Source organism: Agarivorans sp. OAG1, assembly GCF_037076485.1.
GTDB lineage: Bacteria > Pseudomonadota > Gammaproteobacteria > Enterobacterales > Celerinatantimonadaceae > Agarivorans > Agarivorans albus.
This window is the reverse complement of the sequence record NZ_AP028990.1, coordinates 2,886,537-2,910,878: the sequence shown is the minus strand read 5'-3', so window position 1 is coordinate 2,910,878 and position 24,342 is coordinate 2,886,537. Positions and strand designations below refer to the sequence as shown.

The 24,342-nt window shown below is 45.1% G+C and carries 22 protein-coding genes; 7 read left to right on the top strand and 15 right to left on the bottom strand.

Translation table 11 applies throughout. The features are described 5' to 3' along the window. Positions 1–163 precede the first annotated feature (163 nt). Positions 164–988 (top strand): transporter substrate-binding domain-containing protein, encoded by an 825-nt coding sequence (locus tag OAG1_RS13290; protein WP_338621637.1) that lies wholly within the window; start codon positions 164–166, stop codon positions 986–988. Between the two features lie 37 nt (positions 989–1,025). On the opposite strand, the gene OAG1_RS13285 is transcribed toward OAG1_RS13290, so the two are convergent. Next, positions 1,026–1,244 (bottom strand): hypothetical protein, encoded by a 219-nt coding sequence (locus OAG1_RS13285; protein WP_338621636.1) that lies wholly within the window; start codon positions 1,242–1,244, stop codon positions 1,026–1,028. Between the two features lie 156 nt (positions 1,245–1,400). On the opposite strand from OAG1_RS13285, the gene OAG1_RS13280 reads away from it, so the two are divergent. The 3 genes from OAG1_RS13280 to OAG1_RS13270 all read left to right on the top strand — a co-directional run bounded on the left by OAG1_RS13280 (position 1,401) and on the right by OAG1_RS13270 (position 3,690). Next, on the top strand, positions 1,401–2,594 hold the full coding sequence (locus tag OAG1_RS13280; protein ID WP_338621635.1) for an MFS transporter: 1,194 nt from the start codon (positions 1,401–1,403) through the stop codon (positions 2,592–2,594). A gap of 20 nt (positions 2,595–2,614) precedes the next feature. Next, a complete protein-coding gene (locus OAG1_RS13275) occupies positions 2,615–3,154 on the top strand; it encodes a phosphoribosyltransferase family protein (protein WP_338621634.1) in 540 nt (179 codons plus the stop codon). 140 nt (positions 3,155–3,294) lie between these two features. Beyond that, on the top strand, positions 3,295–3,690 hold the full coding sequence (locus OAG1_RS13270; RefSeq protein WP_338621633.1) for an ACT domain-containing protein: 396 nt from the start codon (positions 3,295–3,297) through the stop codon (positions 3,688–3,690). A 125-nt stretch (positions 3,691–3,815) separates the two neighbouring features. Here OAG1_RS13270 and OAG1_RS13265 read toward each other — a convergent pair whose 3' ends face one another. After that, positions 3,816–4,169 carry a HopJ type III effector protein gene (locus OAG1_RS13265; protein ID WP_016400642.1) on the bottom strand — a complete coding sequence of 118 codons (354 nt, stop codon included), beginning with the start codon at positions 4,167–4,169 and terminating at the stop codon, positions 3,816–3,818. Positions 4,170–4,250: 81 nt separating this feature from the next. After that, positions 4,251–5,171, bottom strand: coding sequence for a DMT family transporter (locus OAG1_RS13260; protein WP_338621632.1), 921 nt, complete (start codon positions 5,169–5,171; stop codon positions 4,251–4,253). A gap of 111 nt (positions 5,172–5,282) precedes the next feature. Between OAG1_RS13260 and OAG1_RS13255 the strand changes: the two genes are divergently transcribed. After that, on the top strand, positions 5,283–6,197 hold the full coding sequence (locus tag OAG1_RS13255) for a LysR family transcriptional regulator (RefSeq protein ID WP_338621631.1): 915 nt from the start codon (positions 5,283–5,285) through the stop codon (positions 6,195–6,197). A gap of 46 nt (positions 6,198–6,243) precedes the next feature. Here OAG1_RS13255 and OAG1_RS13250 read toward each other — a convergent pair whose 3' ends face one another. Next, positions 6,244–6,972: a hypothetical protein gene (locus tag OAG1_RS13250; RefSeq protein WP_338621630.1), complete on the bottom strand. Its 729-nt coding sequence runs from the start codon at positions 6,970–6,972 to the stop codon at positions 6,244–6,246. Positions 6,973–7,053: 81 nt separating this feature from the next. Continuing rightward, on the bottom strand, positions 7,054–7,551 hold the full coding sequence (locus OAG1_RS13245; RefSeq protein WP_338621629.1) for a GNAT family N-acetyltransferase: 498 nt from the start codon (positions 7,549–7,551) through the stop codon (positions 7,054–7,056). A 277-nt stretch (positions 7,552–7,828) separates the two neighbouring features. On the opposite strand from OAG1_RS13245, the gene OAG1_RS13240 reads away from it, so the two are divergent. After that, a complete protein-coding gene (locus tag OAG1_RS13240; RefSeq protein WP_338621628.1) occupies positions 7,829–8,434 on the top strand; it encodes a nitroreductase family protein in 606 nt (201 codons plus the stop codon). A 70-nt stretch (positions 8,435–8,504) separates the two neighbouring features. Here OAG1_RS13240 and OAG1_RS13235 read toward each other — a convergent pair whose 3' ends face one another. The 10 genes from OAG1_RS13235 to OAG1_RS13190 form a co-directional block, all read right to left on the bottom strand. Then, on the bottom strand, positions 8,505–9,704 hold the full coding sequence (locus tag OAG1_RS13235) for a urate hydroxylase PuuD (RefSeq protein ID WP_338621627.1): 1,200 nt from the start codon (positions 9,702–9,704) through the stop codon (positions 8,505–8,507). Next, positions 9,685–11,004, bottom strand: coding sequence for a guanine deaminase (gene guaD, locus OAG1_RS13230; RefSeq protein WP_338621626.1), 1,320 nt, complete (start codon positions 11,002–11,004; stop codon positions 9,685–9,687). The genes OAG1_RS13235 and guaD overlap by 20 nt, the downstream gene beginning before the upstream one ends. 1 nt (position 11,005) lies before the next feature. After that, positions 11,006–11,332, bottom strand: coding sequence for a hydroxyisourate hydrolase (uraH, locus tag OAG1_RS13225; RefSeq protein ID WP_338621625.1), 327 nt, complete (start codon positions 11,330–11,332; stop codon positions 11,006–11,008). Next, positions 11,329–11,844 (bottom strand): 2-oxo-4-hydroxy-4-carboxy-5-ureidoimidazoline decarboxylase, encoded by a 516-nt coding sequence (gene uraD / locus OAG1_RS13220; RefSeq protein WP_338621624.1) that lies wholly within the window; start codon positions 11,842–11,844, stop codon positions 11,329–11,331. The genes uraH and uraD overlap by 4 nt, the downstream gene beginning before the upstream one ends. Next, positions 11,837–12,721 (bottom strand): xanthine dehydrogenase accessory protein XdhC, encoded by an 885-nt coding sequence (gene xdhC / locus OAG1_RS13215; RefSeq protein WP_338621623.1) that lies wholly within the window; start codon positions 12,719–12,721, stop codon positions 11,837–11,839. The genes uraD and xdhC overlap by 8 nt, the downstream gene beginning before the upstream one ends. Continuing rightward, positions 12,714–15,080 carry a xanthine dehydrogenase molybdopterin binding subunit gene (gene xdhB, locus OAG1_RS13210; protein ID WP_338621622.1) on the bottom strand — a complete coding sequence of 789 codons (2,367 nt, stop codon included), beginning with the start codon at positions 15,078–15,080 and terminating at the stop codon, positions 12,714–12,716. The genes xdhC and xdhB overlap by 8 nt, the downstream gene beginning before the upstream one ends. Continuing rightward, positions 15,073–16,488, bottom strand: coding sequence for a xanthine dehydrogenase small subunit (gene xdhA / locus OAG1_RS13205; RefSeq protein WP_338621621.1), 1,416 nt, complete (start codon positions 16,486–16,488; stop codon positions 15,073–15,075). Before xdhA ends, xdhB begins: the two co-directional genes overlap by 8 nt. Positions 16,489–16,552: 64 nt before the next feature. Further along, the gene (locus OAG1_RS13200; RefSeq protein ID WP_338621620.1) at positions 16,553–17,509 is read right to left on the bottom strand and encodes a 2-oxoglutarate and iron-dependent oxygenase domain-containing protein; all 957 of its coding nucleotides are present in this window, start codon (positions 17,507–17,509) and stop codon (positions 16,553–16,555) included. Positions 17,510–17,580: 71 nt separating this feature from the next. Further along, the gene (locus tag OAG1_RS13195; RefSeq protein WP_338621619.1) at positions 17,581–18,660 is read right to left on the bottom strand and encodes a BMP family ABC transporter substrate-binding protein; all 1,080 of its coding nucleotides are present in this window, start codon (positions 18,658–18,660) and stop codon (positions 17,581–17,583) included. A gap of 290 nt (positions 18,661–18,950) precedes the next feature. Continuing rightward, positions 18,951–22,193, bottom strand: a complete 3,243-nt coding sequence (locus OAG1_RS13190) for an RICIN domain-containing protein (RefSeq protein WP_338621618.1) — start codon at positions 22,191–22,193, stop codon at positions 18,951–18,953. Positions 22,194–22,852: 659 nt separating this feature from the next. Between OAG1_RS13190 and OAG1_RS13185 the strand changes: the two genes are divergently transcribed. Then, positions 22,853–24,241, top strand: coding sequence for a nucleobase:cation symporter-2 family protein (locus tag OAG1_RS13185; protein WP_338621617.1), 1,389 nt, complete (start codon positions 22,853–22,855; stop codon positions 24,239–24,241). The last annotated feature ends 101 nt before the right edge of the window (positions 24,242–24,342 follow it).

Sequence of the window (24,342 nt, the reverse complement as noted above, 5' to 3'; positions counted from 1 at the left end):
ATCCTTAGCTAGTTTATAAAGCGGATGCTGACAATGAGCCTTAAGCTAAATTGGAGTCTGGTCACTAAATACAAATTTTTCAGTTGCTTAGCATTAAGCAAGCTTGCTAACTAAGTACTTAGCGCTAACCTTAAGTACAGGTTGTATTTAAGGAAGCTACGCAATGTCCGCGTTTACCAAAACCTTATTCTTAATTGTTGCACTCAGCAGCTCTCAGTGGGTGTCAGCCTCCGAGCTAACTATTTGTAATCGATTAGTGGTAACCGGTAATGCCGAATATCCCCCCATATTATGGCGAGACCAAAATCATCCCGGCAAGCTTACTGGCCTAGCCATAGAACTACTTGAGTTAGCGTTAATGGACACTGAAATCAGTGTTGACGCTCGGGATCGAGGCGTATGGGCAAGAGCATTGCAAGAAGCCAAACATGGTGAAATAGATATGTTAGCGGGCGCCTTTCTAACCAATGAGCGACAAGAATACATGGACTACATTGTGCCGCAGTTTACTGACGTTCCCAGTGTTGTTTGGACCAAAAAAGGTAACGAATTTAATTATCAAAAATGGGAAGACTTGTTAGACCGCCGTGGAGGCACCTTAGTAAATAACAGCTTTGGTCAAGACTTTGATGCTTACGCCAAAAAGAACCTGAAAATACTTAGCAGTGCATCGGCAGAGCGCTCTTTTGCCATGTTGTTGGCCGACCGTTTCGATTATGTTCTGTATGAGTTATACCAGGGTTTAACCATCTTGGAGTCGGCGGGCTTAAAATCAAAGGTTGTTGCTTTAGATAACCCAATCTCAATTGAAGGCTTGTATTTCACTTTTTCAAAAAAATCAGGTTGTAATAGCGAAGCATTAAGGCGCCATTTAAGTGAACGAGTCACTCAGCTTACTAAGTTTAATACCTTTGAACGTTTATTCGATAAACACATGCAAGCATGGTTATTGCAGCAATCTAATTTTGGCGTGGTGCAGCGAGATTAAGTACTCAATTGGGCTTAGTGACTAAGCGTCCCCCACCTTAGCTTTTCACATTCTCTGCACTGACTGCGGTGTTGGCTTCTTGCCAACCGCGGGTTTCATTAATAAGCTGTTCAACCATCTCGGCATTACCAACAACAACCCCTTCTTCTAAGACCACCAAGCTATTGTTCTGCTCTTCAATCTGAAAACTTGTGCGGATGATTTCGTTGTCACGATATCCGGCAGAATTGAAAAAACTAATTTTGTAAGTATTCATGCCTTCACCTCTATTTGAAGAGCAAAGAATTGCCTTTCATCATTAACTGAGAGTTTTGTTGTATTTTATGAGAGAAAATTGCTATTAAGCAATCGGAGTGAAGAGTATTGTTCAGTTACTTTGATGTTCATCTGTCTTACCTAGTGAGTAACTGAAATGATATTGCTGTTAGCGATTATTTACCTTGCGTTTATTAGCCTTGGTTTGCCCGACTCACTATTGGGGTCATCGTGGCCAATCATGCGGGGCGACCTAGACGCCAGCCTCGAATTTGCCGGCGTAATTTCTATTGTTGTTAGCGCGGGAACAGTGGTGTCGAGTCTATTGTCTACTCGGCTTACTCATTACTGTGGCACCGGTAAAGTGGTAGCTGTAAGCGTACTAATGACTGCGATTGCTTTATTTGGCTTTAGCTTAACTTACAACGTTTGGTTACTGGTGCTTTTAGCTGTGCCTTTGGGTTTAGGTGCGGGCGCAGTTGATGCCGCTTTAAATAACTTTGTCGCGATAAACTACAAAGCCAAACATATGAATTACCTGCATTCTTTCTGGGGTGTTGGTGCCACTGCTGGTCCTTTGATTATGGCGCTTTATCTGAGTCAGCAACAAGGTTGGCGCAACGGTTACGCCAGTATTTCTTATATTCAGTTTGCCTTAGTTGCTGTATTGCTGTTGGCTTTGCCCCTGTGGCGACGCGCAACCAGCGAGAATTTAGCAGCAAGCGGCGAGCAGCATACACCGCTAAGCAATGCTACAGCCTTTAAAATGAAGGGCGTTAAGCTGCAATTGCTTACTTTTTTTTGTTATTGCTCCTTAGAAGCAGGGACTGGCTTGTGGGCCGCTAGTTACTTAATTAGTCAGCAGCAAGTAAGTGCTGCCAATGCTGCTTTTTGGACCGCTATGTACTTTTTGGGGATTACGCTGGGGCGCTTTATATGTGGATTTGTTTCTGAGCGAATTGCAGAAGATAAACTAGTTCGTGGTGGAGTATTAACTATATTTGTAGGTGTAGTGTTCTTGCTGATACCAGGTTGGCCAATGCTGGCTAAAATCGGCTTAATGTTTATCGGCTTTGGTTGTGCGCCTATCTATCCAAATACTATTCATCTAACGCCACAAAGGTTTGGCAAGCAAGCATCGCAGACCATTATTGGTTTATCGATGGCTTGCGCCTATGTTGGCACTACCTTAATGCCTCCGTTTATCGGCTTATTGGCTGCATCAAGTTCTTTTGTGGTCCTGCCAATCGCATTGCTAGTGTTTAGTGGTTTAATGATGTTTAGCACTGAGCGACTGAAACTCTGGCCGCAGTCGCAGGCAACAAAAAGCGATCAGCCAGCCATCACTTAGTTCAAGTACAAAGGGTTTTTATGGGAAACGAACACATCGGCGAGCTGGTGTTAAGCCAGCAACAAATTAGCCAAGGAGTAAGCACGGTAGCTAAGCAACTCAATCACTTGTATGCAGGCAAAACGGTTGTGCTGATTACGGTAGTTCCGGGGGGAATTTTATTTACCGCTGATCTGGTGCGCCAGTTAAACTTTCAAGTTGAAATGGATTACATCTCTTGCCCACATACACCTGGCGATCGGCAGAACAACTCCACCATTGTTTATCATCAAAATATCGAAATTAACAATAAGCCAGTGATTGTAATTGATGATGCCATAGAGTCTGGCGGCACAATGCAGCGGCTTATTGACCATCTAAGTACTCAGTTCTCACCCTCATCTTTGGCTATAGCTAGTTTGTTGGTAAAGCCCGGTCGAGTGGATATTCCAGTAAAGCAACATTTTGCGCATTTAATGGACAGCGACGATATGCTGGTGGGTTATGGTTTACCTTGGAACAATTTAAACCGCAACCTTCCTTATATCTCTAAACTAAACACGGTAGTTGATAAGCAATAATTCTAACTACCCAAAGGAGTTAAAGACTTAGGGTAAGCTAACAGATAGCTTGAAATGTTCGTGGGGAGTGGGGAAACCACTAAGTATTTTGCTCATGGTTTTATACAATAAAGGTGCATTCACAAAAGGATTTTGCCAGCATGTCAGGAATTACAGATTTAGATGAGCTCTTAAGGTCTATGCACCCTAAGTTGATAGATGCAGAATTTGTATTTTGCACGGTTCCCGGTGGTATTAGCGAATACTTGGAACTAGAACCTGTAGCCACTTTTATAGAATCTGAAGGTTTAACACTTGTTGTTAAAAAGGCAGCGGCTAAAGCAGCGGGTTTGGAATATGAGGGCTCATTCAGCCAGATTACCTTAACAGTGCACTCTAGCTTAGAGGCTGTTGGGCTAACCGCAACTGTTGCCAACAAGCTCGCATCAAAAGGTATTAGTGCGAACGTAATTGCTGCCTATTATCACGATCATGTATTTGTGCAAACCGACAAAGCAAAAGCAGCAATGCAGGCCTTACAAGAGTTTGGCGTTTAGGGTTGCTAAGTGCGGTTTAAAGTCTGCAGTCATTGCCGAGTAGTGCTACTTTTTGAGAGGGCTCTGAGAAGCGGTGGAGATGATACTAGCGAAGTAAAAAACCGCATTAAGCGGCTTTTTACGTTTTAAGCTTTAAGGCTTAAGGCAGGTTGGCTGAAGCTAATGCCATCCCAACCGTTTTTAATAAACTGGCGAATATTTTGGTGGTCGTCACTGTATGGCGTAGACAATACATCTTGGTAGTATTGGCCAAACAAGGCTAGGGTTTGTTGTTTACTTAATCCGTTTAATTGACCAAAAGCAAATACTTTGCATGAACCTGAATTTTCACCTTCGGCATTATGTTGCTTGCCGTTGCTAAATGCACTTGGCGTGAACTCGTAGTTTGCATCAATAATTTTCATACTATCTTCAAAGCGAATTTGATCGGGATCTTTAGTAAGAACTTCAACAAAGTTAGCGATATCTGCCTGTGCCATGAGTTACGTCCTGTAGTATTGGTTTATTCGCGCTTACCTTATTTGAGAATATTGCCTCGGGTCAAGAAAAAATCATCTGTTTTAACTATTGTCATTTTGAATAATTAGCATTGCAAAGAACACCAGTATTGCGCCAGGCAATAATCGCCATGATAGTTGCTCAAACCCCATGCTTACCGTAAGCACTAAAACCAATAGAGGCGTTAAGTAACTGTAGGCTGCCACTTTGGTGGGGCCAAGGCGCACCGTACCTATTTGCAGCAAGAAGAAGGTAGTTAGGGTGGTGAACAAGGCTAAATAGCCAATGCCAGCATAAGCTTTTAGGGGGACTGCTAACCAATTAATCTCATTTAAGCTGGTGAGTGAAAGTAGCATCAAAAACAGGCTGCCAAACGCTAAGACCCAAAATGTCATTAGCTCTTGTGGCTCGCCTTGGTAAAGCTTTTTCATTAAGGGGTTATAAATACTTAAAGCAACACAGCCGAGCAAAAACAGCAAGTCTCCTTGATTTAGCGTTAATGCAAATAGCGCATTAACATCACCGCGAAATACAATCCATAAAGCACCCAGAGTACCCATTGTTAAACCTACCGCTCTCTGTAGTTTTATGGCTTGGCCTAGGATAAAAAAGCTAGTAAGGGCGGTAATGGCAGGCAATGTTGTATATAAAGCACCGGTGTTTAACGCGCTGGTATGGCGCAGCGCTTCAAACATACACCAAAAAAATATCACCAAGGGTACGCTTAGCAATGCATATCCCATTAAGGCTTTACCTGAAGGTAGCGTTAATCCGTTTCTGTACAACACATAGGGGGCAAATAACAAAGCCGCAGTGAGAAAGCGCAAAAACATCATCACTACTGGAGGTAATGCGTGGGTAATCGCGGCTCCGACTGGGAAAGAGCTAGCGACTAGCGTAACCATTAGCAGCATCAAGCCATGAGTCGCTAAATGGCTGTTATTTAAGCTTGACTTAGTGTGAGTGTAGCTTGGGTTTAGCATGGAAAATACCGCGTTATTCAGTCATGTCGTTAGTGTAATAATATTTATATTGACTGATAATCCGTCTATTTTGATAATAACTGTTGAGATTAAGTTGACAGTGGTGAGTTCATGGACGGATTTGCAGCAATTCCTGTATTTGTAGCAGTAGTTGAACATGGCGGGTTTTCGCCTGCAGCGCGTAGTTTGGGGATCTCTAAGTCGGCAGTAAGTAAGCGGATTAATTTACTCGAACAGCAACTTGGGGTTAAATTACTGCACCGTACTACCCGTAAACTGAGTTTAACCGAAGCGGGTAAGCATTATTTTGAGCATGCGGCAAAAGCTAATAATGCTGCAAAAGATGCCCAAGATGCGGTTGCCCAATTGCAGGGGGAGCCACAAGGTTTGCTGCGCATCAATACGCCTATGTCTTTTGGCCGTTTACATATAGCACCACTGATAGCCAAGTTTTTGCAGCGTTATCCCAAAATTACTATTGATATGGTGATGGACGACAAAGTTGTCGACTTGGTCGCCGAAGGTTTTGACGTAGCAATAAGAGCTGGAAACTTGCCCGATTCATCATTAATTGTGCGTAAACTTGCCCCATTAAAAAGCGTGTTATGCGCCTCTCCAGAGTATTTAAAGCAACAGGGTATACCGCAAACTATTGAACAATTAGCCGCCCACAATTGTCTGCAGTTTAGCTATTCTCGTGATGTAAAAGAATGGACATTTATGCGTGATGGGCAATCACAATCAATAGACGTAAAAGGCAATTATCGAGTGAATAATAGTGAAGCTTTGCACGAAGCCATGTTGCAAGGATTAGGCATTGGCCGTTTACCCACTTTTGTGGCTGGGCCAGATATTGTAGCGGGGCGTTTAATTAAGCTGTTAGACCAATACCAAATGCCAAATCAGAGCATTTACGCAGTGTTTTCAGAGCGTCAATTTTTGCCTGCCAAGGTGAGAGCTTTTGTCGATTTTGCCATAGAGCACTTAGCCGCAGAACAGCCATATTGGGAGCTTAACCCCAGCTAGCGGCTAAGTGTATTGCTATCGTTTTACGTGAATACTGAGCTAATTACTATTCGCCGTTACTAGCCCCAGCTATCGCTTTTTCTAACCAAGATTGTGCATGTTTAATTGGGCCTTGTATGCCTTTTAGTGGGGCGTCGGGGCGGTCGGCTCTAACTTTTGGATGGTTGTTGAGTTTAAGTAAAACTTGCTGAGCATAAGCTAAGGTTTGTTGATCCGGCATCGGTGCTACACCATCGCGAATACAGGCAATTAGCGTACGATGTAAGCCGCTGGTCAAGGTCCAAATGGTGTTTAGCCTAAACCCTCCTAGCTGGCTGTCACTCGCGAGTTCATCTAAAAAACGGATCAGCTCTGGCAACAGGGATACTGGTCTTTTCTCCCTAATGCTTATAGCAGCAACGTAAAGCTCTTTTGCTGAAGCATTTAAGTGAAGGTAATCTGCTAGGGAATCAGTTTCTGATAAATTGCGTGCTTCGGCGATGATTGCTTGTCTAGCTTCAGCTAATTGGCTAACCGGGGCATGAGGGTCAAAATTTTGCAGAATATCGTCGAACTGGCGCCTATCATTTTCGATCTCCGCCTCTAGTTCCACAATCTTTTCCTTACCTTTCTCCACTTCTTGTTTTAGGCTTTGTAGCTCTAGTTCAAATTCGCCAAACTTGAGCTTAGTGATCCGCTTACGAAGCTCTGGCTGAGTCGCAATGTAAATCACTGCCGCTAGTACCATAAGCTCCCAAAGAGAGGTATTACTTAAAATATTGCTAATGATGCTCATGCTAAAACCTAGTTATTTATAAGGCTCTCTAGATCTTAGACCAAGCTGGATAAATACTGGTGTTTTCAGTGCTTGTGCGGTTTATTCACTTCGCCATTTAGGATTAATAATCGCCCAGCGTTCGTGGTCTTTCCATCCTTTACCACCAATGTTTAAGTAGTTTTTTGATAGACCTTCTTTCACGAATCCTGCTTTTGCTACTAATGCTATTGAAGCTTTATTGGCAGGTTGGATATTGGCTTCTAAGCGATGCAGGTTGAGTTCTTCGAAGGCTTCTTTTAATACTAAGCGGATGCCTGCTCGCATATAGCCTTGGGCTTGGTGAGGATGAAAGACTTCGTAACTAAGGTAAGCTGATTGAAAATGGCCGCGAATGATAGCCGAGATATTAAAAGTACCCACTATTTCACCCGTTGCTTGTAGGCAAACAAAATAGCGGTGTTCTTCTTCTAAGTAAGCACGCACATTTTTTGGCGGATAGCTCCAAGGGCGGTGAAATATCTCACTGTTTTGATAGCACTCGCTTAGCTCTTCTAAATCGCTACGCTCGGGTTTTCTTATATACAGTTCTTGGCTCACACCTTATACCTTAGCTTGCTAAAACGTCGCTAGAAACTTAAGTATTTTAGCGAATTATTTTTGCTAAAGGCTAATCAATATTCCTGTTATTGCTCACAATTTTTGTTGAATATAAAGGACGCTAAAAGCACTTTTCTAAGACAATTGTATAGTTTTTCTCAACAGTTTCTTTTGCAAAAGCAGGATTATCATTTAAACCCTGTGGAATTAAGCTGGTGGCAACTTAAGTCAAGGTCTTAAGTTTCACCAAATTACTTACAAAGCTTAAGGAACAACCATGGAACTATTTACAGCCATTGAGCAACGTCGCGCCGTTAAGCATTTCGATTCAGGCGAACAAATGAGTGAGCGAGATTTCCAGAAAATGATGGAAGCTGTGTTGTTATCGCCCACCTCTTACAACATTCAGCATTGGCGATTTGTAAGAGTGAGCAATGCCGAGGTGCGAGAGCTAGTTGGTGAAGCTGCTTGGGGCCAACCACAAGTGACAGAGGCTTCGGAGCTATTGGTGTTATGTGCTGACACTCAAGCTTGGGCTAAGCAACCAGAGCGCTATTGGCAAAATGTAGACGCTAAAGCGCAGGGTGTTTTGGTAGATATGCTAGCTAGTTTTTATCACGGCAAAGATCAGTTGCAACGTGATGAAGCGATGCGCTCGTGCGGCATGGCAGCGCAAACTTTGATGCTAGCAGCGAAAGGCTTGGGTTACGATACTTGCCCAATGATAGGTTTTGATGCTGGCCAATTGGCTGAGGTTATTAACCTGCCTCAAGATCATGTGATTGGTATGATCATCGCTATTGGCAAAGCGGCTAAACCGGCAGGTGTTCGCGGGGGACAATTAGCGATACACCAGGTGTTGATGCAAAACCATTTTGTTTAAATATAAAGATAGAGATAAACCCAGGCTGTATTTGTAACAGCTTGGGTTATATATTCCGTTGAGATCAGCTTTAGTTGCTTAAATGTTGATTAAGTAATTTTCGTTCGCTATCAGTCATTTGGGTTTTGTTCAAAAACGGCATATCTTGGCTAACAAATGAGCGTTCTACAATCCGTGCTTTCCAGCGCTCTACATCTTGCCAAGTATCTAAATTTACCCCGCCTGGTGCTGCGGTGAAGGTGTCGTCTGTAGGCATGCGGCTGTGACAAGTGGTACAGCGCTGCTGAATAATTGCCATTACTTGGCCCTGCTCGGCGTTTAGCTCATTGTTGTTTTGATCTTGAACCTGCACTGAGCGATTAGCGTTACTCCAGCTTAAAAACACCGCCAGTAACAGCAAACCTGCAGCGCCGCTGACAATAATGCTGGGCTTTTGAACGCCCTGGTGCTTTAGGTTGAAGTAGTGGCGTATCCAAGCGCTTAAGCCGATCAGCGCACAGAGGATTAACCAACTATGGCTGTGCTGATAAATCATTGGATAGTGGTTACTAATCATCAAGAAAATGACTGGCAAGGTGAGGTAGTTATTGTGCACCGAGCGCTTTTTAGCTTCTAGACCTGGCGCAGGGTCAACGGGTTCGCCAGCGCTAACTTGCGCCACCATTTGTCGCTGTCCTGGGATGATCTTGATCCACACATTAGCCACCATAATGGTGCCAATTAATGCGCCCATATGGATAAAGGCACCACGGCCGCTAAATACTTGAGTAAAACCAAAACAAAACAGTGCACCTATAACGATTAAACAAAGGCTTAAGGGCAAAGGTTTGTTAGCAATGGGTGAGCGTAGTAAACCCTCATAAATGGCAAAACCAAGCGCAATGCCGCCAATACCCAAACCAATGGCTTGATAGCTGCTTAAAGCCATAACTTGTGGATCAATTAGGTAGGCATCGGCGCGAAGGTAGTACATCCAAAACAGCAGCAATGTGCCACTAAGCCAGGTGCTATAGGCTTCCCATTTAAACCAATGGAGTTTTTCTGGCATTTTTTCTGGGCCCACTTGGTACTTGGCTACTTCGTAAAAACCGCCGCCATGCACCGCCCACAAATCGCCTTTAATGCCTTTTTGCTTTTTCCATTCTGGCGGCGTTTTTAGGTTGTTATCTAACCAAACAAAATAAAAGCTAGCGCCTATCCATGCAATGCCTGCAATGACATGAAACCATTTAATAAAGAGGGCTAACCATTCATACAGCTGTGGCCACATAGTGTTGTCCTTTTTTGTAAACTTGCTTACCTGCTACATAGGTGGCGTTTATAACGCGGTCATCACCTAGGGTATTAATGGCAAATAATTTCTCACTTAAGCTGCTGGCTTTATTTAAGCGCTGGCTAAGCATCGGAGTAGGGTGCATATCTAGTTCAATAAAATCGGCTTCGCTGCCTACATTTAAATTGCCCACTTGCCTTTCAATACCCATTGCCACTGCTGCGCCTTGAGTACATAAATACAACGAATCGAAAGGGCTTAAGCTGGCTTGTTGCAGTTGGCAAACTTTGTAGGCATCGGCTTGGTTAGCAAACATACTTAAGCTGGTGCCACCGCCTACATCACTAGCAAGCGCTACAGCCACGCCATTGGCTTGGGCGCGTTGGTAGTTAAATAAACCGCTACCTAAAAACAAGTTAGATGAGGGGCAAAAGTTGATGGTTGCACCTGAGCTTGCCAAGGCTAAATATTCACGGTCGGTAAGATGAATGCCATGGCCAAATAGTGAACGCTCTCGCACCAAGTCATGCGCTTCGTATACTGCCAGGTAGTCAGAGTAATCGGGGAATAGCTCGTTAATCCACTGTACTTCGGTGGGGTTTTCCGACAAGTGGGTTTGAATAAAGCTATCTGGGTGTTCCTTGGCTAACTGCCCCGCTTTAGCTAACTGCGCTTCGCTACTGGTAGGCGCAAAACGCGGCGTTATCGCGTAGAGTTGCCGGCCATTTTTGTGCCATTGCTCCAGCAGTTGTTTGCTCTCTCGGTAGCCTGATTCAGCGCTATCTTGCAGCGCGGTGGGGCAGTTTCTGTCCATTAATACCTTGCCGCAAATCATTCGTGCATTGTAGCTTTCTGCCGCTTCGAAAAAGCTGCTTACCGATTGCGGGTGAACGGTTGCATACACACTGGCGGTAGTGGTGCCGTGGGCAAACAGTTGTTGCAAAAAGAACTCGGCTTGGGCACGAGCATAGGCAGCTTCAACAAATTGTTGCTCAGCAGGAAAGGTGTAAGTGTTTAACCAATCCAATAATTGCTTGCCATAGCTGGCAATAATCTCTACCTGGGGGTAGTGCACATGGCTGTCGATAAGCCCCGGAATAATAAGGCCGTGATGCTGAATAACAGCCGCTTGTACTTCGGGGTTGTTGCGTAAGTAATCTTGCGCATCCCCAAGGTGTTGAACAAGACCATCCTCAACAACCAACATGCCATCATGTAAATATTGGTAGTTATCGCTCGGTGCAATAGTGGCCTTAGGAAAGTGTAAAATACTCCCGCGGTGGAACTGTCGCGTCATCTTAGCTGCCTCGATAAGTGGAATAGCTAAAGGTGCTTAACAACAGCGGGATGTGGTAATGGGCTTGTTGCTCATCACTAATAAACACCACATCGGCTAAAGGAAAAAAGCATTGCTGGAAGTGCGCTAGGCAGTATTCTTCGGTAATAAAGCGTAGGCAGTAGCAATCGCTAGGCAAGTCTAATTGTTCAAACTTATAACGCCCGTCTAGATCGGTTAAGCCTTTGGCTAAGCTTTGGCTTTCACCAAAGCGATAAATTTCTACCGCAATACCTGCTGCGGGCTGGCCACACGTGGTATCGAGTACATGACAGCTTAAGGTGCTCAAAATAAGTTCTCCATTCTACGCAGGCTAATGCGTTGTTGTTGTTCGGCTGCATTGCGTAATTCTTGCTCGCGACTATTACCGTAACGCTGCTCCAATATGTGCAGCATTTCCTCGGCGGATTTACCACTAGCAAATACGATGAAAATGAAGCCATAACGGCTTAAATAGCGCTGATTAAGGTCGAGTAAAGCACTAAGAGTGGCTTGCTGAGCATGGTTAACTTGTGCTTGCTCTGCTTCGCTTAAATGCTTGGCTTGGCTGTATTTTTTTTGCAGGCTGGTTAAATCACCAATCATTGGATGACCCGCAAAAGCCTCCAGCCAATCGTTCTCTGTTAGCTGACTAAAGGCTTGTTTCGCCATAGACATAAACTGCTCAACCGACTGAAAAGGGCGCAATGTTGCCATGGTGCTTTGCCATGTTTTGCTACTGCAAATACTGGCCATTTCACTGACGAATTGACTGTGCGGAAGATTGTTTAACTGCTTAAGATGTTTTTCGTCATCATTCATTGAGCTGTTCTCCCGCAAGTTGTTTTCGCAGAGTATTGCTAGATTCCCATTGGTGTTTTTGCTGGTCCCTGTCACTGGTTTTAGCGTGTTTTTCTAGCAGCGTGATCAGCTGGGCACTAATCGATACCGCGACTTGCATGGGTAATTTCCCACTCACGTCGGCTAGGCCAATAGGGCAAGTTAGTTGATCACACTGTGCCGGATTTTCAAGTTGTTCGGCTAAGCGATACCTAAAACGTTGGGCTTTAGTTTGAGAGCCAATCACGCCTACAAAGGCTAAATCTCCTCGGCGCAGCGCAGCTAAGCTGAGGGCGAAATCTAAGCTGTGGTCTTGGCTTAGAATGACAACATAAGAGTTGGCTTTTAGTTCTGCTACGCTATTTTCTGGCTGTGCGTGATAGTGGGTGTTCACACCAAATTGGCCAATTGAATCTAGCCATTGCTGGCGATTATCAATGACTTGTACTTGTACCGGCAGTTTCGCCAGTATTTCACATAAACAATGGCTTACATGTCCCGCCCCATAAATGGTGATAAGTGGCTGATCAACCAAGAAGTATTCGAACAATACTTGTACTGCACCCCCGCAACATTGGGCTAGATCCGCTGCTAAGGAGAAGCGCTCAATGTGATTAGACTTTGCACCCTTTTCCAGTTGCTCGCGGGCGTGCTTGATCACCGAGAACTCTAAATTTCCACCGCCTAAGGTATCAAATTGTTGTTGCTGACTTATCACCATTTTAGCGCCTGTTGCTCGCGGCACAGAACCAGCCTCGGCCACAATGGTCGCAATACAAAATGGCTGCTGTTGCTGCTTAAGATAACTGCAGGCATCTAACCAGTTATTAGGTAAAAAGCGAGATTGCCAATCACTCATCTTGCGTCTCCATAAACTCATATTGCTTTTGGCAAGCCATTAAAATGCGCTCGCTGGTGGCTGGAGAATCTAACTGCGCTGGCAGCTTATGTTGGCTGATTGACGTCACTGCATCGTAAATGGCACACCAAGCGCTAATGGCTAACATAAAAGGTGGCTCGCCCACTGCTTTAGAGCGGTAGATGCTGTGCTCAGGGTTGGCTTGGTCGAACAAGGTAATGTTCATTTGTTCGGGGTAGTCGCCAATGGTGGGGATTTTGTAGTTTGCCGGGCTATTACTCAGTAATTTACCTTTTTTGTCCCATACCAGCTCTTCGTTAGTAAGCCAGCCTAGGCCTTGAATAAAGGCGCCTTCTATTTGGCCAATGTCGATGGCCGGATTAAGGCTGGTGCCTACATCATGCAGTATGTCTACTCGATCTACGCTCATTTCCCCAGTTAGTGTATCAATGCTCACTTCGCTAACGGAGGCGCCCAGTGCAAAGTAGAAAAACGGCCGCCCCTGCGCTTGTTCACGGTCGTACCAAATTTTAGGTGTTTTATAAAATCCAGTCGCTGAGAGTGACACTCGCTGCATATAAGCTTGTTGCACTAACTCCGCCCAGCTAATGGTTTGCTCGGCAAGTTTAACTTGGCCTTGGTTTATGGTGATTTGTTCTGCTGCAAGCTGGTAATGTTGCTGGGCAAATTCAAGCAGACGTTGTTTGATTTCTTTTGCTGCATTATGCGCAGCCATCCCGTTTAAATCACTGCCTGAAGAAGCCGCCGTGGGTGAGGTATTAGGTACTTTGTCGGTGCGGGTAGACGTAATCAGCACATAACTAAAAGGAATGCCTAAAGTTTGCGCCACAATCTGCTGAACCTTGGTATGCAGGCCTTGGCCCATTTCGGTGCCGCCATGATTCAACTGAACACTGCCGTCGGTATATACATGCAGCAGTGCGCCTGCTTGGTTAAGGTGTTTGGCGGTAAATGAAATACCAAATTTTACTGGGCTTAAGGCAAGGCCTTTTTTGATCAGCGAGTTAGAGTTGTTCCATTGAATTATTTGCTGACGACGCGCGCGGTAATCTGCGTTCACTTCTAATTGTTTAATTAAGTTAAGCTGGTCTTGATATTGCTCTACCGGCATGCCGTAGTGGGTGGTGGCATGTCCATCGCGATAGAGGTTTTTGTAACGCACATCTAAGGCATCTTGGCCGGTAGCAATTGCGATGTCTTGCATAGCCTGTTCAATTAACATCATGCCTTGCGGGCCACCAAAGCCGCGGAAGGCAGTATGTGAAACGGTATCGGTTTTTAATCGATTACCTACGACTTCGGCTTCACCTAAGCTGTAGGCGTTGTCGCTATGAAACATCGCTCTATCCACAATCGCATCGGATAAATCAGGCGAGTGGCCACACAAGCCATTCACTTCTAACTTAGCACTTTCAATGATTCCCTCGGCGCTTAAACCTAGTTGGTATCGGTTGTAAAAAGGATGGCGCTTGCCGGTTACAGCCATATCTATACTGCGCGGTAGGCGTATTTTCACAGGTTTATTGCAATGCCAGGCAGCAAGGCTGGCTAAGCACGCCCATTGAGCGGCTTGGGTTTCTTTACCGCCAAAGCCGCCACCCATGCGGCGCATGTCTACAGTTACTTGGTGAAACGCAATGCCTAATACTTCGGCTATTAGTTTTTGTACTTCGCTAGGGTGCTGTGAAGAGGTATAAAGCATAATACCGCCATCTTCGGTTGGCTGGGCGAGGCTGACTTGTCCTTCTAAATAAAAGTGTTCTTGTCCGCCAATATGTTGTTCACCACTTAGTTGCAGTTCACTGCGATCTAGCTCGGCAACGGCTATTTGCTTACCCATGCAATGGCTTGGGCGCACCGTTGCATTGGGCTGGTTGAAGTCGCCAATATCTTGCTTATTTAGCGCTGGCGTATCGGCGCTTTGGTATTGCACTAGCTCTTGATTGGCTTGGTGGGCAATTTGCCATGCGAGCTGGTGACTATGAGCAAGAACTAGGGCCACAGGCTGCTGAAAGTAGCTAATCTCGTTCTCGCTCAACAGTGGGTCGCCTTTAAATATCGGACCAATATCTTGGTGTCCAGGGATATCCCGGCAGCGAATTACCGCAACTACATCGGGTTGTTGTTGCAGCGAATCTAATTGCTGAGCAAGTACTTTACCTTTGGCTACTTGGCTAGTGATTACTGCAGCATGCAAGCAACCACTTGGCAGGTTGTAGTCGTCGATGAACTGCGCTTCGCCAGCGACTTGTTTGGCTGCACTCTCATGGGGAATCGATTTACCCACTACTTGGCTTGGCGCAGTTTGCTCGAGGTGCTGAGTCGTTAATTTACGCATGGGCGGCTAACCTCGTGGGTAATTGTTGGCTATAGAGGTAGAAGCGTTTTAATAGATTCTGTACTAGCAATACCCTGTAAGCTGCGCTGGCTCGCACGTCATCAATGGGTTTTACATATTGCGGCACTAGGGCTTGTAGCTGCTTGAGTTTGTTGTTGTTGAAGACTTCACCCAACAAACAATTTTCAAGTTCAGTTAAGCGCACCGACTTAGCCGCCACGCCACCTGCTGAGATCACGCAGTGGCTTACTCTGCCTTGGTTATCGCACTCCATAGCTACCGCCAATACCACGGTGGCGATGTCGTCTTCATAACGTTTACTCACCTTGTAGATTTGATGCTTAAGTGTTGGAGACAAATCTGGCAGGTGAATGGCGCTAATCCATTGTTGCGGTTTTAAGCGCGTTTCGCGGTAGCCAGTGATGTAGTCTTCTGGTGCGTAAAGCTCGGTAGTGGTGCCATCATCTACTTCAATTTTGCCGTTTAGGCTAATTAGCAATGGAGCTATGTCACCAATGGGTGAGGCATTGCCTAAACTGCCACCAAGGGTGGCGCGGTGACGAATAGTAATACTGCCCAAGCGAGCAAAAATTTCGTCGGTAGTGGGGTAGTGCTGCGCCATAAATGCATGAACTTTATCTAAGCTTACCGCTGCCCCTATGCGCCAGCCATTGTTGGTGCGCTCGATGCCTGTGAGCTCAGGAAGGGCGGTTAAGTCGATAATTTCATCAATGCGTTGATACTGTTGAGTAACTTCTAATGCTAAATCGGTACCGCCGCCTATCCATTTGGCGTGAGGGTGTTTTGCGCGAATGCTGGCTAACTCACTGCGACTCGTAGGTTGCCAGTAGTGGTCACTTTCTAGCTTGTCGCATTGCCCCATCCAGTACTGCACGGCGGACTCATTTTCTTGGATATGATCCTTGGCCGCTGGCGCTGCTGCTACTTGCTTAGCCGCTTCGATAAGTGGCCCATAGCCAGTGCAACGGCACAAGTTGCCAGCTAAAAATTCCTCGGGATGTTCGGGTTTAGTTGTTTGACGAGATAAGGCATATAAAGACATTACAAAACCAGGCGTACAAAAACCGCATTGGCTGCCATGTTTATCTACTATGGCTTGTTGAACGGGATGTAGCTCTTGGCCTTGCTTTAGGTACTCAACGGTAATGATTTGTTTACCGTGCAAAGAATGTAAGGGCGTAATGCAGCTGTTTATTTGTTTGTAACTAAGTTGTTGTTGCTGATCTTGGCTCACCATTACTACGGTGCATGCACCGCAATCGCCACTGGCGCAACCTTCTTTACTGCCCACTAAACCTTGTCGCTCGCGTAAAAAGTTAAGCAGCATGGTATCTGCCGCTTGCTGGCTTAAGGTGATGGCTTGGTCGTTAATCATAAGTTGTAACATGATTGCTCCGGAAAATTCGCAGCTATCAAGCTGACTGATTGGTCAGCTTTTTAGCCAAATTTTTTTATTCTTGCTGGTCGTTTCTATAAGCGTAAGTATCGGCAAAGCGAGATAGTATCCATTCACCAGCCGTTATTTCGGGATACTGACTTTGTTCCCCAGGAGCTAAACAGCTCGCGAGAGTATTCACTGGAGTATCAAAGTCTGGCTCTACAAAAAAAGGCATTGAAAAGCGAGTGGTTTGCTGTTTTGGACTAAGCACTCTATGCGGCGTCGATTTGTATCGCCCGTTAGTCCAACGTTGCATTAAGTCGCCAATATTCACCACAAAACTATTCTCCACCGGTGGCGCATCTAACCATTGTAGATTGCGATCTTGTACCTGAAGGCCGCCGGTTTGATCCTGATACAGCAAGGTAATGCAGCCATAGTCTGTGTGTGCGCCAGCGCCGTTATCATTTTGTTGCTGAGGTGGATAATGAATTAAGCGCAGCACACTAATCGGGCAGCTAAAATGCTTGCTAAAGAAGTCTTCGCTTTGGCCCAAGGCTAAAGCCATGGCTTTAAGTATTTTGAGGCCAACTTGCAAGGTGAGTTCGTAATGCTGCTGCAAAAGTTGGATAAAGCCGTCAAGATTTGGGTACTGGTTTGGCCCGTACAACTGTGGGTAACGCGCAACTTGTGGATGATAAGGGCTAAGATCTAAAGCCATATCAAAGGTCTCTTTGCAGTCTTTAGGGCCGCTTGGGTCGAGTTGCTCTGCACTTACTTGTCCCCAACCTCTATGGTTGGCCGAGTGCTGAATATTGATCTTTTGTTTTTCTTGTTCACTAAGCGCAAAGAACTTCGCAGCCATGGCTTGCATAGCGCCAAATTGCTCGCTAGGAATGCCATGACCGGTCACATAAAAAAAGCCCTTGTCACGACATGCAGAATCAATGGCTTGAATGGTTTCTTGCCAGTGCTGACTATCGCTACTATCTAGCGTAGAAATATCAATAATAGGTAGGGCTAAGTTCATCTTACTCTCGCTGTAAAGGCCCAGTTAAGCTGGGCACTCATTAAGAACATCGGTTTATTTGGGATTTAGGTTTACTTAGGAATCGTTGCGTCGATGCCTTCTACGTACCACATCACACCAGCTAGCTCTTGGTCGTTAAGCGTTTTACCTGCTGGGATCACCTCTTTACCGCTGTTGTCTTTCATTGGGCCGGTAAATGGATGAAATTCGCCCGATTTAATCTTGGCTTCAGCTTCGCTAATGGCGGTTTTTACGTCGTCGGGTAGGGCTGGGTTAACCGACACAATTTGCAGAATGTTTTCTGCAAAACCACCCCAGTAATCTTCTGGCTTCCAGGAGTTAGAAAGAACTTCCTCAACGGTGCGAATGTAATGCGGTGCCCAAACATCACGTACCGAGAACATATGTGCAGTAGGGGCAAATTGGCTCATGTCTGATGCTTGACCAATGCCCATTACGCCGCGCTTCTCGGCTGCAATAAGTGGTGCAGGGCTATCAGTGTGCTGCAGAATAATGTCTACGCCTTGGTCCATAAGGGCGTTGGCGGCATCTGCTTCTTTACCTGGATCGTACCAAGTATTTACCCACACAATTTTAATTTGCACGTCTGGGTTTACGCTTTTTGCGCCTAAGTACACCGAGTTAATGTCACGGATTACTTCCGGAATGGGGAACGAGGCAATGTAACCAATCACATTGGTTTTGGTGGTCATGCCAGCGGCTACGCCTGATACATAACGGCCCTCGTAGGTACGCAATACATAAGTAGATACGTTTTTGCTGCGTTTGTAGCCGGTAGCGTGTTCAAAGGTAACTTTAGGAAAGCGTTTTGCGGCCTTGATTGTTGGGTTCATAAAACCAAAAGACGTAGTGAAGATAACGTCGTGACCTGATTTGGCCAACTGGGTAATAACGCGCTCTGCATCTGCGCCTTCAGGAACGTTTTCTACAAAGGTGGTACTAACTTTTCCGCCAAAGTGCTGCTCCATCTCAATTCGACCTTGGTCGTGTTCATAACTCCAACCGTGGTCTCCTACAGGGCCAACATATACAAAGCCTACTTTTAGAGGCTCGTCGGCAGCCATGCTAACTGGTGCTATTAAGGTGGTTACAGCAAAGGCTGCAGCACTTATCCATTTATTTAGTTTCATTTAGAACTCCGTTTCTTGGAATGGCGGTTAGTTAAAAAATTGAAGTAGCAAAAAGCTGGCCACTTGGTCATGTTTTTTGATTTAAGTCAATAAATCCCAATTTCACAAGCTTTGTTGAGTTTAGTTGAAGGAATTGTTAATGCGACGGTTTTAAATGAATGATTGTTTGTGGTGCAGCAAACGCTAGCTACGCACCAATGTTAGGCGATTTTGCTTGGTAAATGATTAAGGGTAGGCGAGGTGTAAAAAGAAAAAAGAGCCGCGCAAAGCGGCTCTTAAACCTTACTGGTTTATTCTATAAAGCGGAGAAGTTGGTTAGCTTGGTTACCACAATTCCATTGCTGAATGCTGGCTTGGTTAGTGCTAGCGGCATTTTTTACATCAATACATTTTGCGGAAGGTTTAGCACGTAGCTCAAACCAACCATCTTGTTGTTCAACTAACTGCCAAACTTGGTTTGGGTTGTTGTTATTACAAGAGTACTGCTGCAATTTTCCACCATTGGCGGTGGTGCCACTGGCTAGGTCGACACATTTGTTGCTCACCTTAGCCTTAATTGTGTACCAGTTGTCTCCTAGAGGCGTAAACAAAAAACGTTGGTTGTCGTTTTGAGTGTTACAGGTCCATTGGTGATATTGACTACCGTTAGTGGTTTTGCCGCCTGCTACGTCCATACATTTGGCGCTGTGTTTAAATTGCAGGTTAGTCCAAGTGCTCGGTGCAATAAGTGCGTCGCTTATAACGCTTACATTGTTTACTTGGTTAGTGGCTAAGTTACTGTGCCAATCGGTCCCTAAAGGGCGGATACTGTTTTTAACCGTATAGGTGTTGGCGGCCTGTGCCACCTCATCAAGTTCAACGGTAAGTTGTACGCTGCCTTCACCTGCTTCTACTTGCTCGGTAGCTTGAGCCAACCATTGATTATTCAGCCATAGCTCAACCACTACGTCACGCTGTTGAGTCGCGCTGTAGTCAACAGTAAATTGATAGCTTTGAGCCTGCAGCAACTCGGTAGAAGGCATCACCAGCTTGGTAGCGTCTTCACTAGGAAGGTCGCTAACAATTTCAATATTGCTGATCTGCTCGAAATCGAGATTATCTTGCCACGATGTACCGCTTGGGCGAATAGAGCCTTTAAGCTTGTAGCCTTGGCTACCTGCGGCCGGTGCGGTGCTAAGGTCAATAGTGACTGAGGTAGTGCCCGAACCCGGAGGCACGCTAGTTTTGCCAGAGGCTAACCAGTTTTGTTCATCCCATAACTCTACAACCAAGTCACGCTGTTGCATGGCCGAGTAATCAAGCTTAATGGTGTATTGCAGAGCGCTAGTGAGTTCTTGGTAGCTTTCTACAAACACGATTTGGTCGTAGTTTGCGCCGCTGTCAGTTTCAATCACTATATCGTTGATTTGGGTTTGTTTGATAATGCTAGCAACATCGCCACCTTGAGGGCGAATATTGGCCTTTATAATGTAGCCAGTTTCACCAGATACCGTTTCATTTGCCAAGGTAACATCTATGGTTTTAGTACCTTCTCCGGCAGCTACGTTTACAGTTGTGCCCGCTAGGTAGCTTTGGTCTTTCCAAATGGATACGGTTAAGTCGCGGCTTTGGCTGGCGCTGTAATCCAGTGTAACGGCATAGTTTTTACCTGGTGCTAGGCTGTCGATAGTGTTGGCAAAGCTTACTGCATCTTGGGTTACGGCAGCGTTACTTTGGTTGTTCACCTCTAAGACTACCGAGCTTACGCGACCGTCTGAGTCGGGGAAGGTTATGCTAACAACGTTGTTTTTACTCAGTAAATTGTTGGGTACTGGGATATGCAGGGCGCCAAAAAAGTCATCGCGTGAGCTTTGATCGCCACCTTTCCAGTTATTCGGAACCGTTAGCGCAGTGCCGTTTATTTTCACGACTGGCTTCTTCGATTTGTTGTGTTTACGACCAATACTCACTTTTAGGTTTGAGGTACCTTGGCCGGCACTAACGTTGTTAATCGCAAAGTTAAGCGCTTTGTTGGCAGAAATGGTTTGTAAATTAGTGGTGCTGTAATAGCTGTTTACATGTAGCGTGTTGTCTAAGTTGATGTTTTGATTAAAACTGTATTGCAAAACAACTGTTTCGCCAGCAATTAAGCTCAAGCTACTTGGGGCATTTACATTACTGTTGTCTTGATAAACTGGCGCAGCATTTGGGTAAATCTTTAACGATTTCTTAGCTACCTTATTAATGCTACCTAAGCTGCTTACAAAATCTAAACTAACTTGCTCGGTATTCTCAGACAAACTATTAAGCGCAACATACGCTTTGTTGCCGTCTACAAACGCTTGTACTTGAACATCTGGATTGGAACTTTGGCTTTTAACTCGAACCCCTTTTACGTCTGACCATAGTTGGTAGAAGTGAATACGTGGGGTCCAGAAGAAGCGGGTAGGTTTGCCGTTAACAATGCTGCTTGGGTCGGGGCGAGTAATTACCGCGCCGTATGGTTCCCAGTTGTTTGCGGCATTGTAATGCCAGCTAGCTTTGCCGGTAATAAAAGGAATAGAAGTTAGTAAGCGGTCTTGGCGGTCTAACAGCTGGAATAACATGTTGTTGATAGAACGAACCGATTGCACGCTAGCAATGTCGCTGTAGGTGTCGCCGTAACCTTTTTCAATGCCACCATATTCGGTAATGGCAAGCGGTTTAACCTGTGCCCATTTGTGGTAGCTGTAGCTTTCAACTAAATCTAAGATCGCGTCTAAGTTGCTACCAGAGCGTTGGCTATTTGCGCCAGTTACGTTTACTCCATCGTATAAATGTACCGAAAATGCATCCATGTATGGGCCTGCGCTATCCATGAACATTTTCATGCGGGTATCAAAGTGTCTAAAATCCCACAATTCCATCGACGGCCAAGCACCGGCATAACCGATCACTTTGGTATCTATGTTTTCTTGGTCAAACTTTTTACCAATTTGCTTGAACAGCTCTGTGATTTTTGAGCGTGCTAGATCGGCATCGATCCCAAACTCACCGGCATGTACAAAGGGCTCGTTAATTGGCTCATAAAAAATCGGGCGAGTGCTGTCATCGAAGTAGTGTTTAAAGTAGTTGGCTGCCCACTCGGCGGCTTTTACAGGGTCTTGATTGGCTGCAAATGCGTTTCGCGGATGGTCGGTAACAATGTAGCGATTCGAGAAATAAGCATAGTTGTTGTGGTTTTTGGTGCTACTAATGTTTTTGGCGCCATTGGTTTTAGCGGTGGCTTCGTTAGGGTAGGCGTCATGCCCTTTATGGGCCGAAAACGGGCTCCAAAAGCCGCGACCAAAGCCTGCGTTTAGCTCGTTAGTTAAATATTCAAGCTCATCATTGGTGACTTGGTTTTCTGAGTGGGTGGTATGTAGGTTAAAGTATTTTTCGCGATCTAACTGAGATTCGCCGCCAATAAATTTTTGGGTGTTTAAGTCGATGCTTACGCTAGTGGCTGCGTAGGCGCTGCTAATAAATAGACTAAAGCATGCACCAACTAGCGCAGAGGCTGTGGATAATCGCATTTATTTCTCCATGATAGTGTTTTAAAAACATGTGGCATGGGTGTTAGTTAAATGCTTTGCTGATGCCTTAGCTTAGTTAGCTAATTATTGGCGGCAGCAAATCTAGTTTGCGCAATGTAACACTCATATCATCCTGATATTGCTAAGCTTTGTCCCTTCACTTTATTACTTGCTTGTTTATTAAGGGGCACTTAAACCAAAACTGGTTGGGCAAGATACTAGAGCAGCATCAATTGACATTTAAATTAAGAATTAAATTTATCATTAAGCTGTGAGCCTTATCACGTTAATATCCAGAATTAGCGCGAGCCTGTCGCTAATGAAAGACAGTTATCTCACTGTTATTTAAGGATTTTGATTCGCACTACCGGTCAAGGTGAAAACGCTAAATCGGCGCATTCTATGTGCTGCTCGGCATTGACAGTTGCTGGTGCACGTATTGGTGAGAGCGCACCAATTAAACGCGTAAGGATATCAATGTTGCTAGCTCGTTGAGCGATGGTTTATTGGCAAGATTTCTCGTCTAAGTGATTGAATAAATGATACTTGTTGTAGGGTGTTTGTTGCTAAAAGGTAAATTGGCAAGTTCCTTGCGTTATTAATCTGACCTAGTGGTCAGATATCTGCTTGTGATATAGCGAAATAACAGGGAGTAAAGCATGAGTGCAAATACGGAAAAAGCCGTACCAAAGGAGTTGTTGTACCAACTAGAGGAGAGACCAGCGGTAGCAGAAGCTTTTTTTGCTGGGCTACAACATGTATTGGCATGTTTTGTTGGCGTGATAACCCCAACCTTGATTATTGGGGGCGTATTAGGCTTAGGCTCGCACATTCCCTACCTGATTAGTATGGCGCTCATTGTATCTGGCGTTGGAACCTTCATTCAGGCAAAAAGGTTAGGCCCTATTGGCGCAGGCATGATTTGTGTGCAAGGTACCAGCTTCGCTTTCTTAGGCTCGATATTGGCGGCAGGCTTTATCGCTAAAAGCCAAGGCGGCGGTCCCGAAGAGATATTGTCGCTAATATTTGGCGTTTGCTTTTTGGGCGCTTTTATCGAGATTTTCTTATCGCAAATGCTGGTTAATATGAAGAAAATCATCACGCCATTGGTGACCGGAATAGTGATTACCATCATTGGTATTTCGCTGATAAAAGTAGGTATGACCGATTTGGCGGGGGGCTTTAAAGCTGCCGATTTTGGTAGCTTACAAAACCTAGGCTTAGGCTTCACTGTGTTGGCAATTATTATTGCTTTAAACCGTTCGGCAAACCCTTGGCTGCGCCTCTCATCAATTGTTATTGGCTTGCTTGCTGGTATGTTAATCGCGCTATTTATGGGGAAAGTAGACTTTTCTTCGCTAGGCTCACAACCTTGGGTGAGTATCCCTGTTCCCTTTAAATATGGTTTTAGTTTTGACTGGGTGGCCTTTTTTCCTATTGCGCTTATCTACTTTATTACGGCAATAGAATCGGCTGGCGATATTACCGCTAACTGCGCTATCTCACAGCAAGAGATTAAGGGAGACAGCTACTTAAAACGGGTGCGTGGCGGAGTGCTAGCCGACGGCGTTAACTCCTTAATTGCCGCTGTTTTTAATACTTTTCCAAACACTACCTTTAGCCAAAATAATGGAGTGATTCAACTAACCGGCGTAGCCAGTCGGTATATTGGTTATTACATTGCACTAATACTCGTGGTACTGGGGCTATTCCCCATATTAGGCGCTGTTTTACAGCAAATTCCTAAACCGGTGCTAGGCGGAGCCACCTTGGTGATGTTTGGTACAGTGGCGGCAGCGGGGATTAAAATTATTGCTAGCGAAACACTGAATCGCCGTAAACTACTTATTATGGCAGTGTCTTTTGGCGTAGGTTTAGGCGTGACAATGGTACCCGACCTATTACAACACGCGCCTAAATTGGTTCAAAACATCTTTGGTTCAGCAGTTACCTCCGGTGGTTTAGTGGCTATCTTGCTTAGTTTATTATTACCTGAGCAGCCATCTTCTGTTGCGGCTCAACTCAAACCGAGTACGCAACAATCGTAGAATTAATGAGCCTTAGAGTTTGCTTGTATAATTAACTTAGCTTTGGCAGAATGCGGGCAGGTGCTAAGGGGCGCCTGCCCGCCAAGAGGAACTCACCCTTA

What these genes read in the sequence shown, in the direction of transcription:
- OAG1_RS13270 (WP_338621633.1), top strand. Translation starts at nt 3,295, where the DNA reads ATGTCAGGAATTACAGATTTAGATGAGCTCTTAAGGTCTATGCACCCT.
- OAG1_RS13195 (WP_338621619.1), bottom strand. Translation starts at nt 18,660, where the DNA reads ATGAAACTAAATAAATGGATAAGTGCTGCAGCCTTTGCTGTAACCACC.
- uraD (WP_338621624.1), bottom strand. Translation starts at nt 11,844, where the DNA reads ATGAATGATGACGAAAAACATCTTAAGCAGTTAAACAATCTTCCGCAC.
- xdhB (WP_338621622.1), bottom strand. Translation starts at nt 15,080, where the DNA reads ATGCGTAAATTAACGACTCAGCACCTCGAGCAAACTGCGCCAAGCCAA.
- OAG1_RS13255 (WP_338621631.1), top strand. Translation starts at nt 5,283, where the DNA reads ATGGACGGATTTGCAGCAATTCCTGTATTTGTAGCAGTAGTTGAACAT.
- guaD (WP_338621626.1), bottom strand. Translation starts at nt 11,004, where the DNA reads ATGACGCGACAGTTCCACCGCGGGAGTATTTTACACTTTCCTAAGGCC.
- OAG1_RS13250 (WP_338621630.1), bottom strand. Translation starts at nt 6,972, where the DNA reads ATGAGCATCATTAGCAATATTTTAAGTAATACCTCTCTTTGGGAGCTT.
- OAG1_RS13275 (WP_338621634.1), top strand. Translation starts at nt 2,615, where the DNA reads ATGGGAAACGAACACATCGGCGAGCTGGTGTTAAGCCAGCAACAAATT.
- OAG1_RS13185 (WP_338621617.1), top strand. Translation starts at nt 22,853, where the DNA reads ATGAGTGCAAATACGGAAAAAGCCGTACCAAAGGAGTTGTTGTACCAA.
- xdhA (WP_338621621.1), bottom strand. Translation starts at nt 16,488, where the DNA reads ATGTTACAACTTATGATTAACGACCAAGCCATCACCTTAAGCCAGCAA.
- OAG1_RS13190 (WP_338621618.1), bottom strand. Translation starts at nt 22,193, where the DNA reads ATGCGATTATCCACAGCCTCTGCGCTAGTTGGTGCATGCTTTAGTCTA.
- OAG1_RS13265 (WP_016400642.1), bottom strand. Translation starts at nt 4,169, where the DNA reads ATGGCACAGGCAGATATCGCTAACTTTGTTGAAGTTCTTACTAAAGAT.
- OAG1_RS13285 (WP_338621636.1), bottom strand. Translation starts at nt 1,244, where the DNA reads ATGAATACTTACAAAATTAGTTTTTTCAATTCTGCCGGATATCGTGAC.
- OAG1_RS13280 (WP_338621635.1), top strand. Translation starts at nt 1,401, where the DNA reads ATGATATTGCTGTTAGCGATTATTTACCTTGCGTTTATTAGCCTTGGT.
- xdhC (WP_338621623.1), bottom strand. Translation starts at nt 12,721, where the DNA reads ATGAGTGATTGGCAATCTCGCTTTTTACCTAATAACTGGTTAGATGCC.
- OAG1_RS13235 (WP_338621627.1), bottom strand. Translation starts at nt 9,704, where the DNA reads ATGTGGCCACAGCTGTATGAATGGTTAGCCCTCTTTATTAAATGGTTT.
- OAG1_RS13290 (WP_338621637.1), top strand. Translation starts at nt 164, where the DNA reads ATGTCCGCGTTTACCAAAACCTTATTCTTAATTGTTGCACTCAGCAGC.
- OAG1_RS13260 (WP_338621632.1), bottom strand. Translation starts at nt 5,171, where the DNA reads ATGCTAAACCCAAGCTACACTCACACTAAGTCAAGCTTAAATAACAGC.
- OAG1_RS13200 (WP_338621620.1), bottom strand. Translation starts at nt 17,509, where the DNA reads ATGAACTTAGCCCTACCTATTATTGATATTTCTACGCTAGATAGTAGC.
- OAG1_RS13240 (WP_338621628.1), top strand. Translation starts at nt 7,829, where the DNA reads ATGGAACTATTTACAGCCATTGAGCAACGTCGCGCCGTTAAGCATTTC.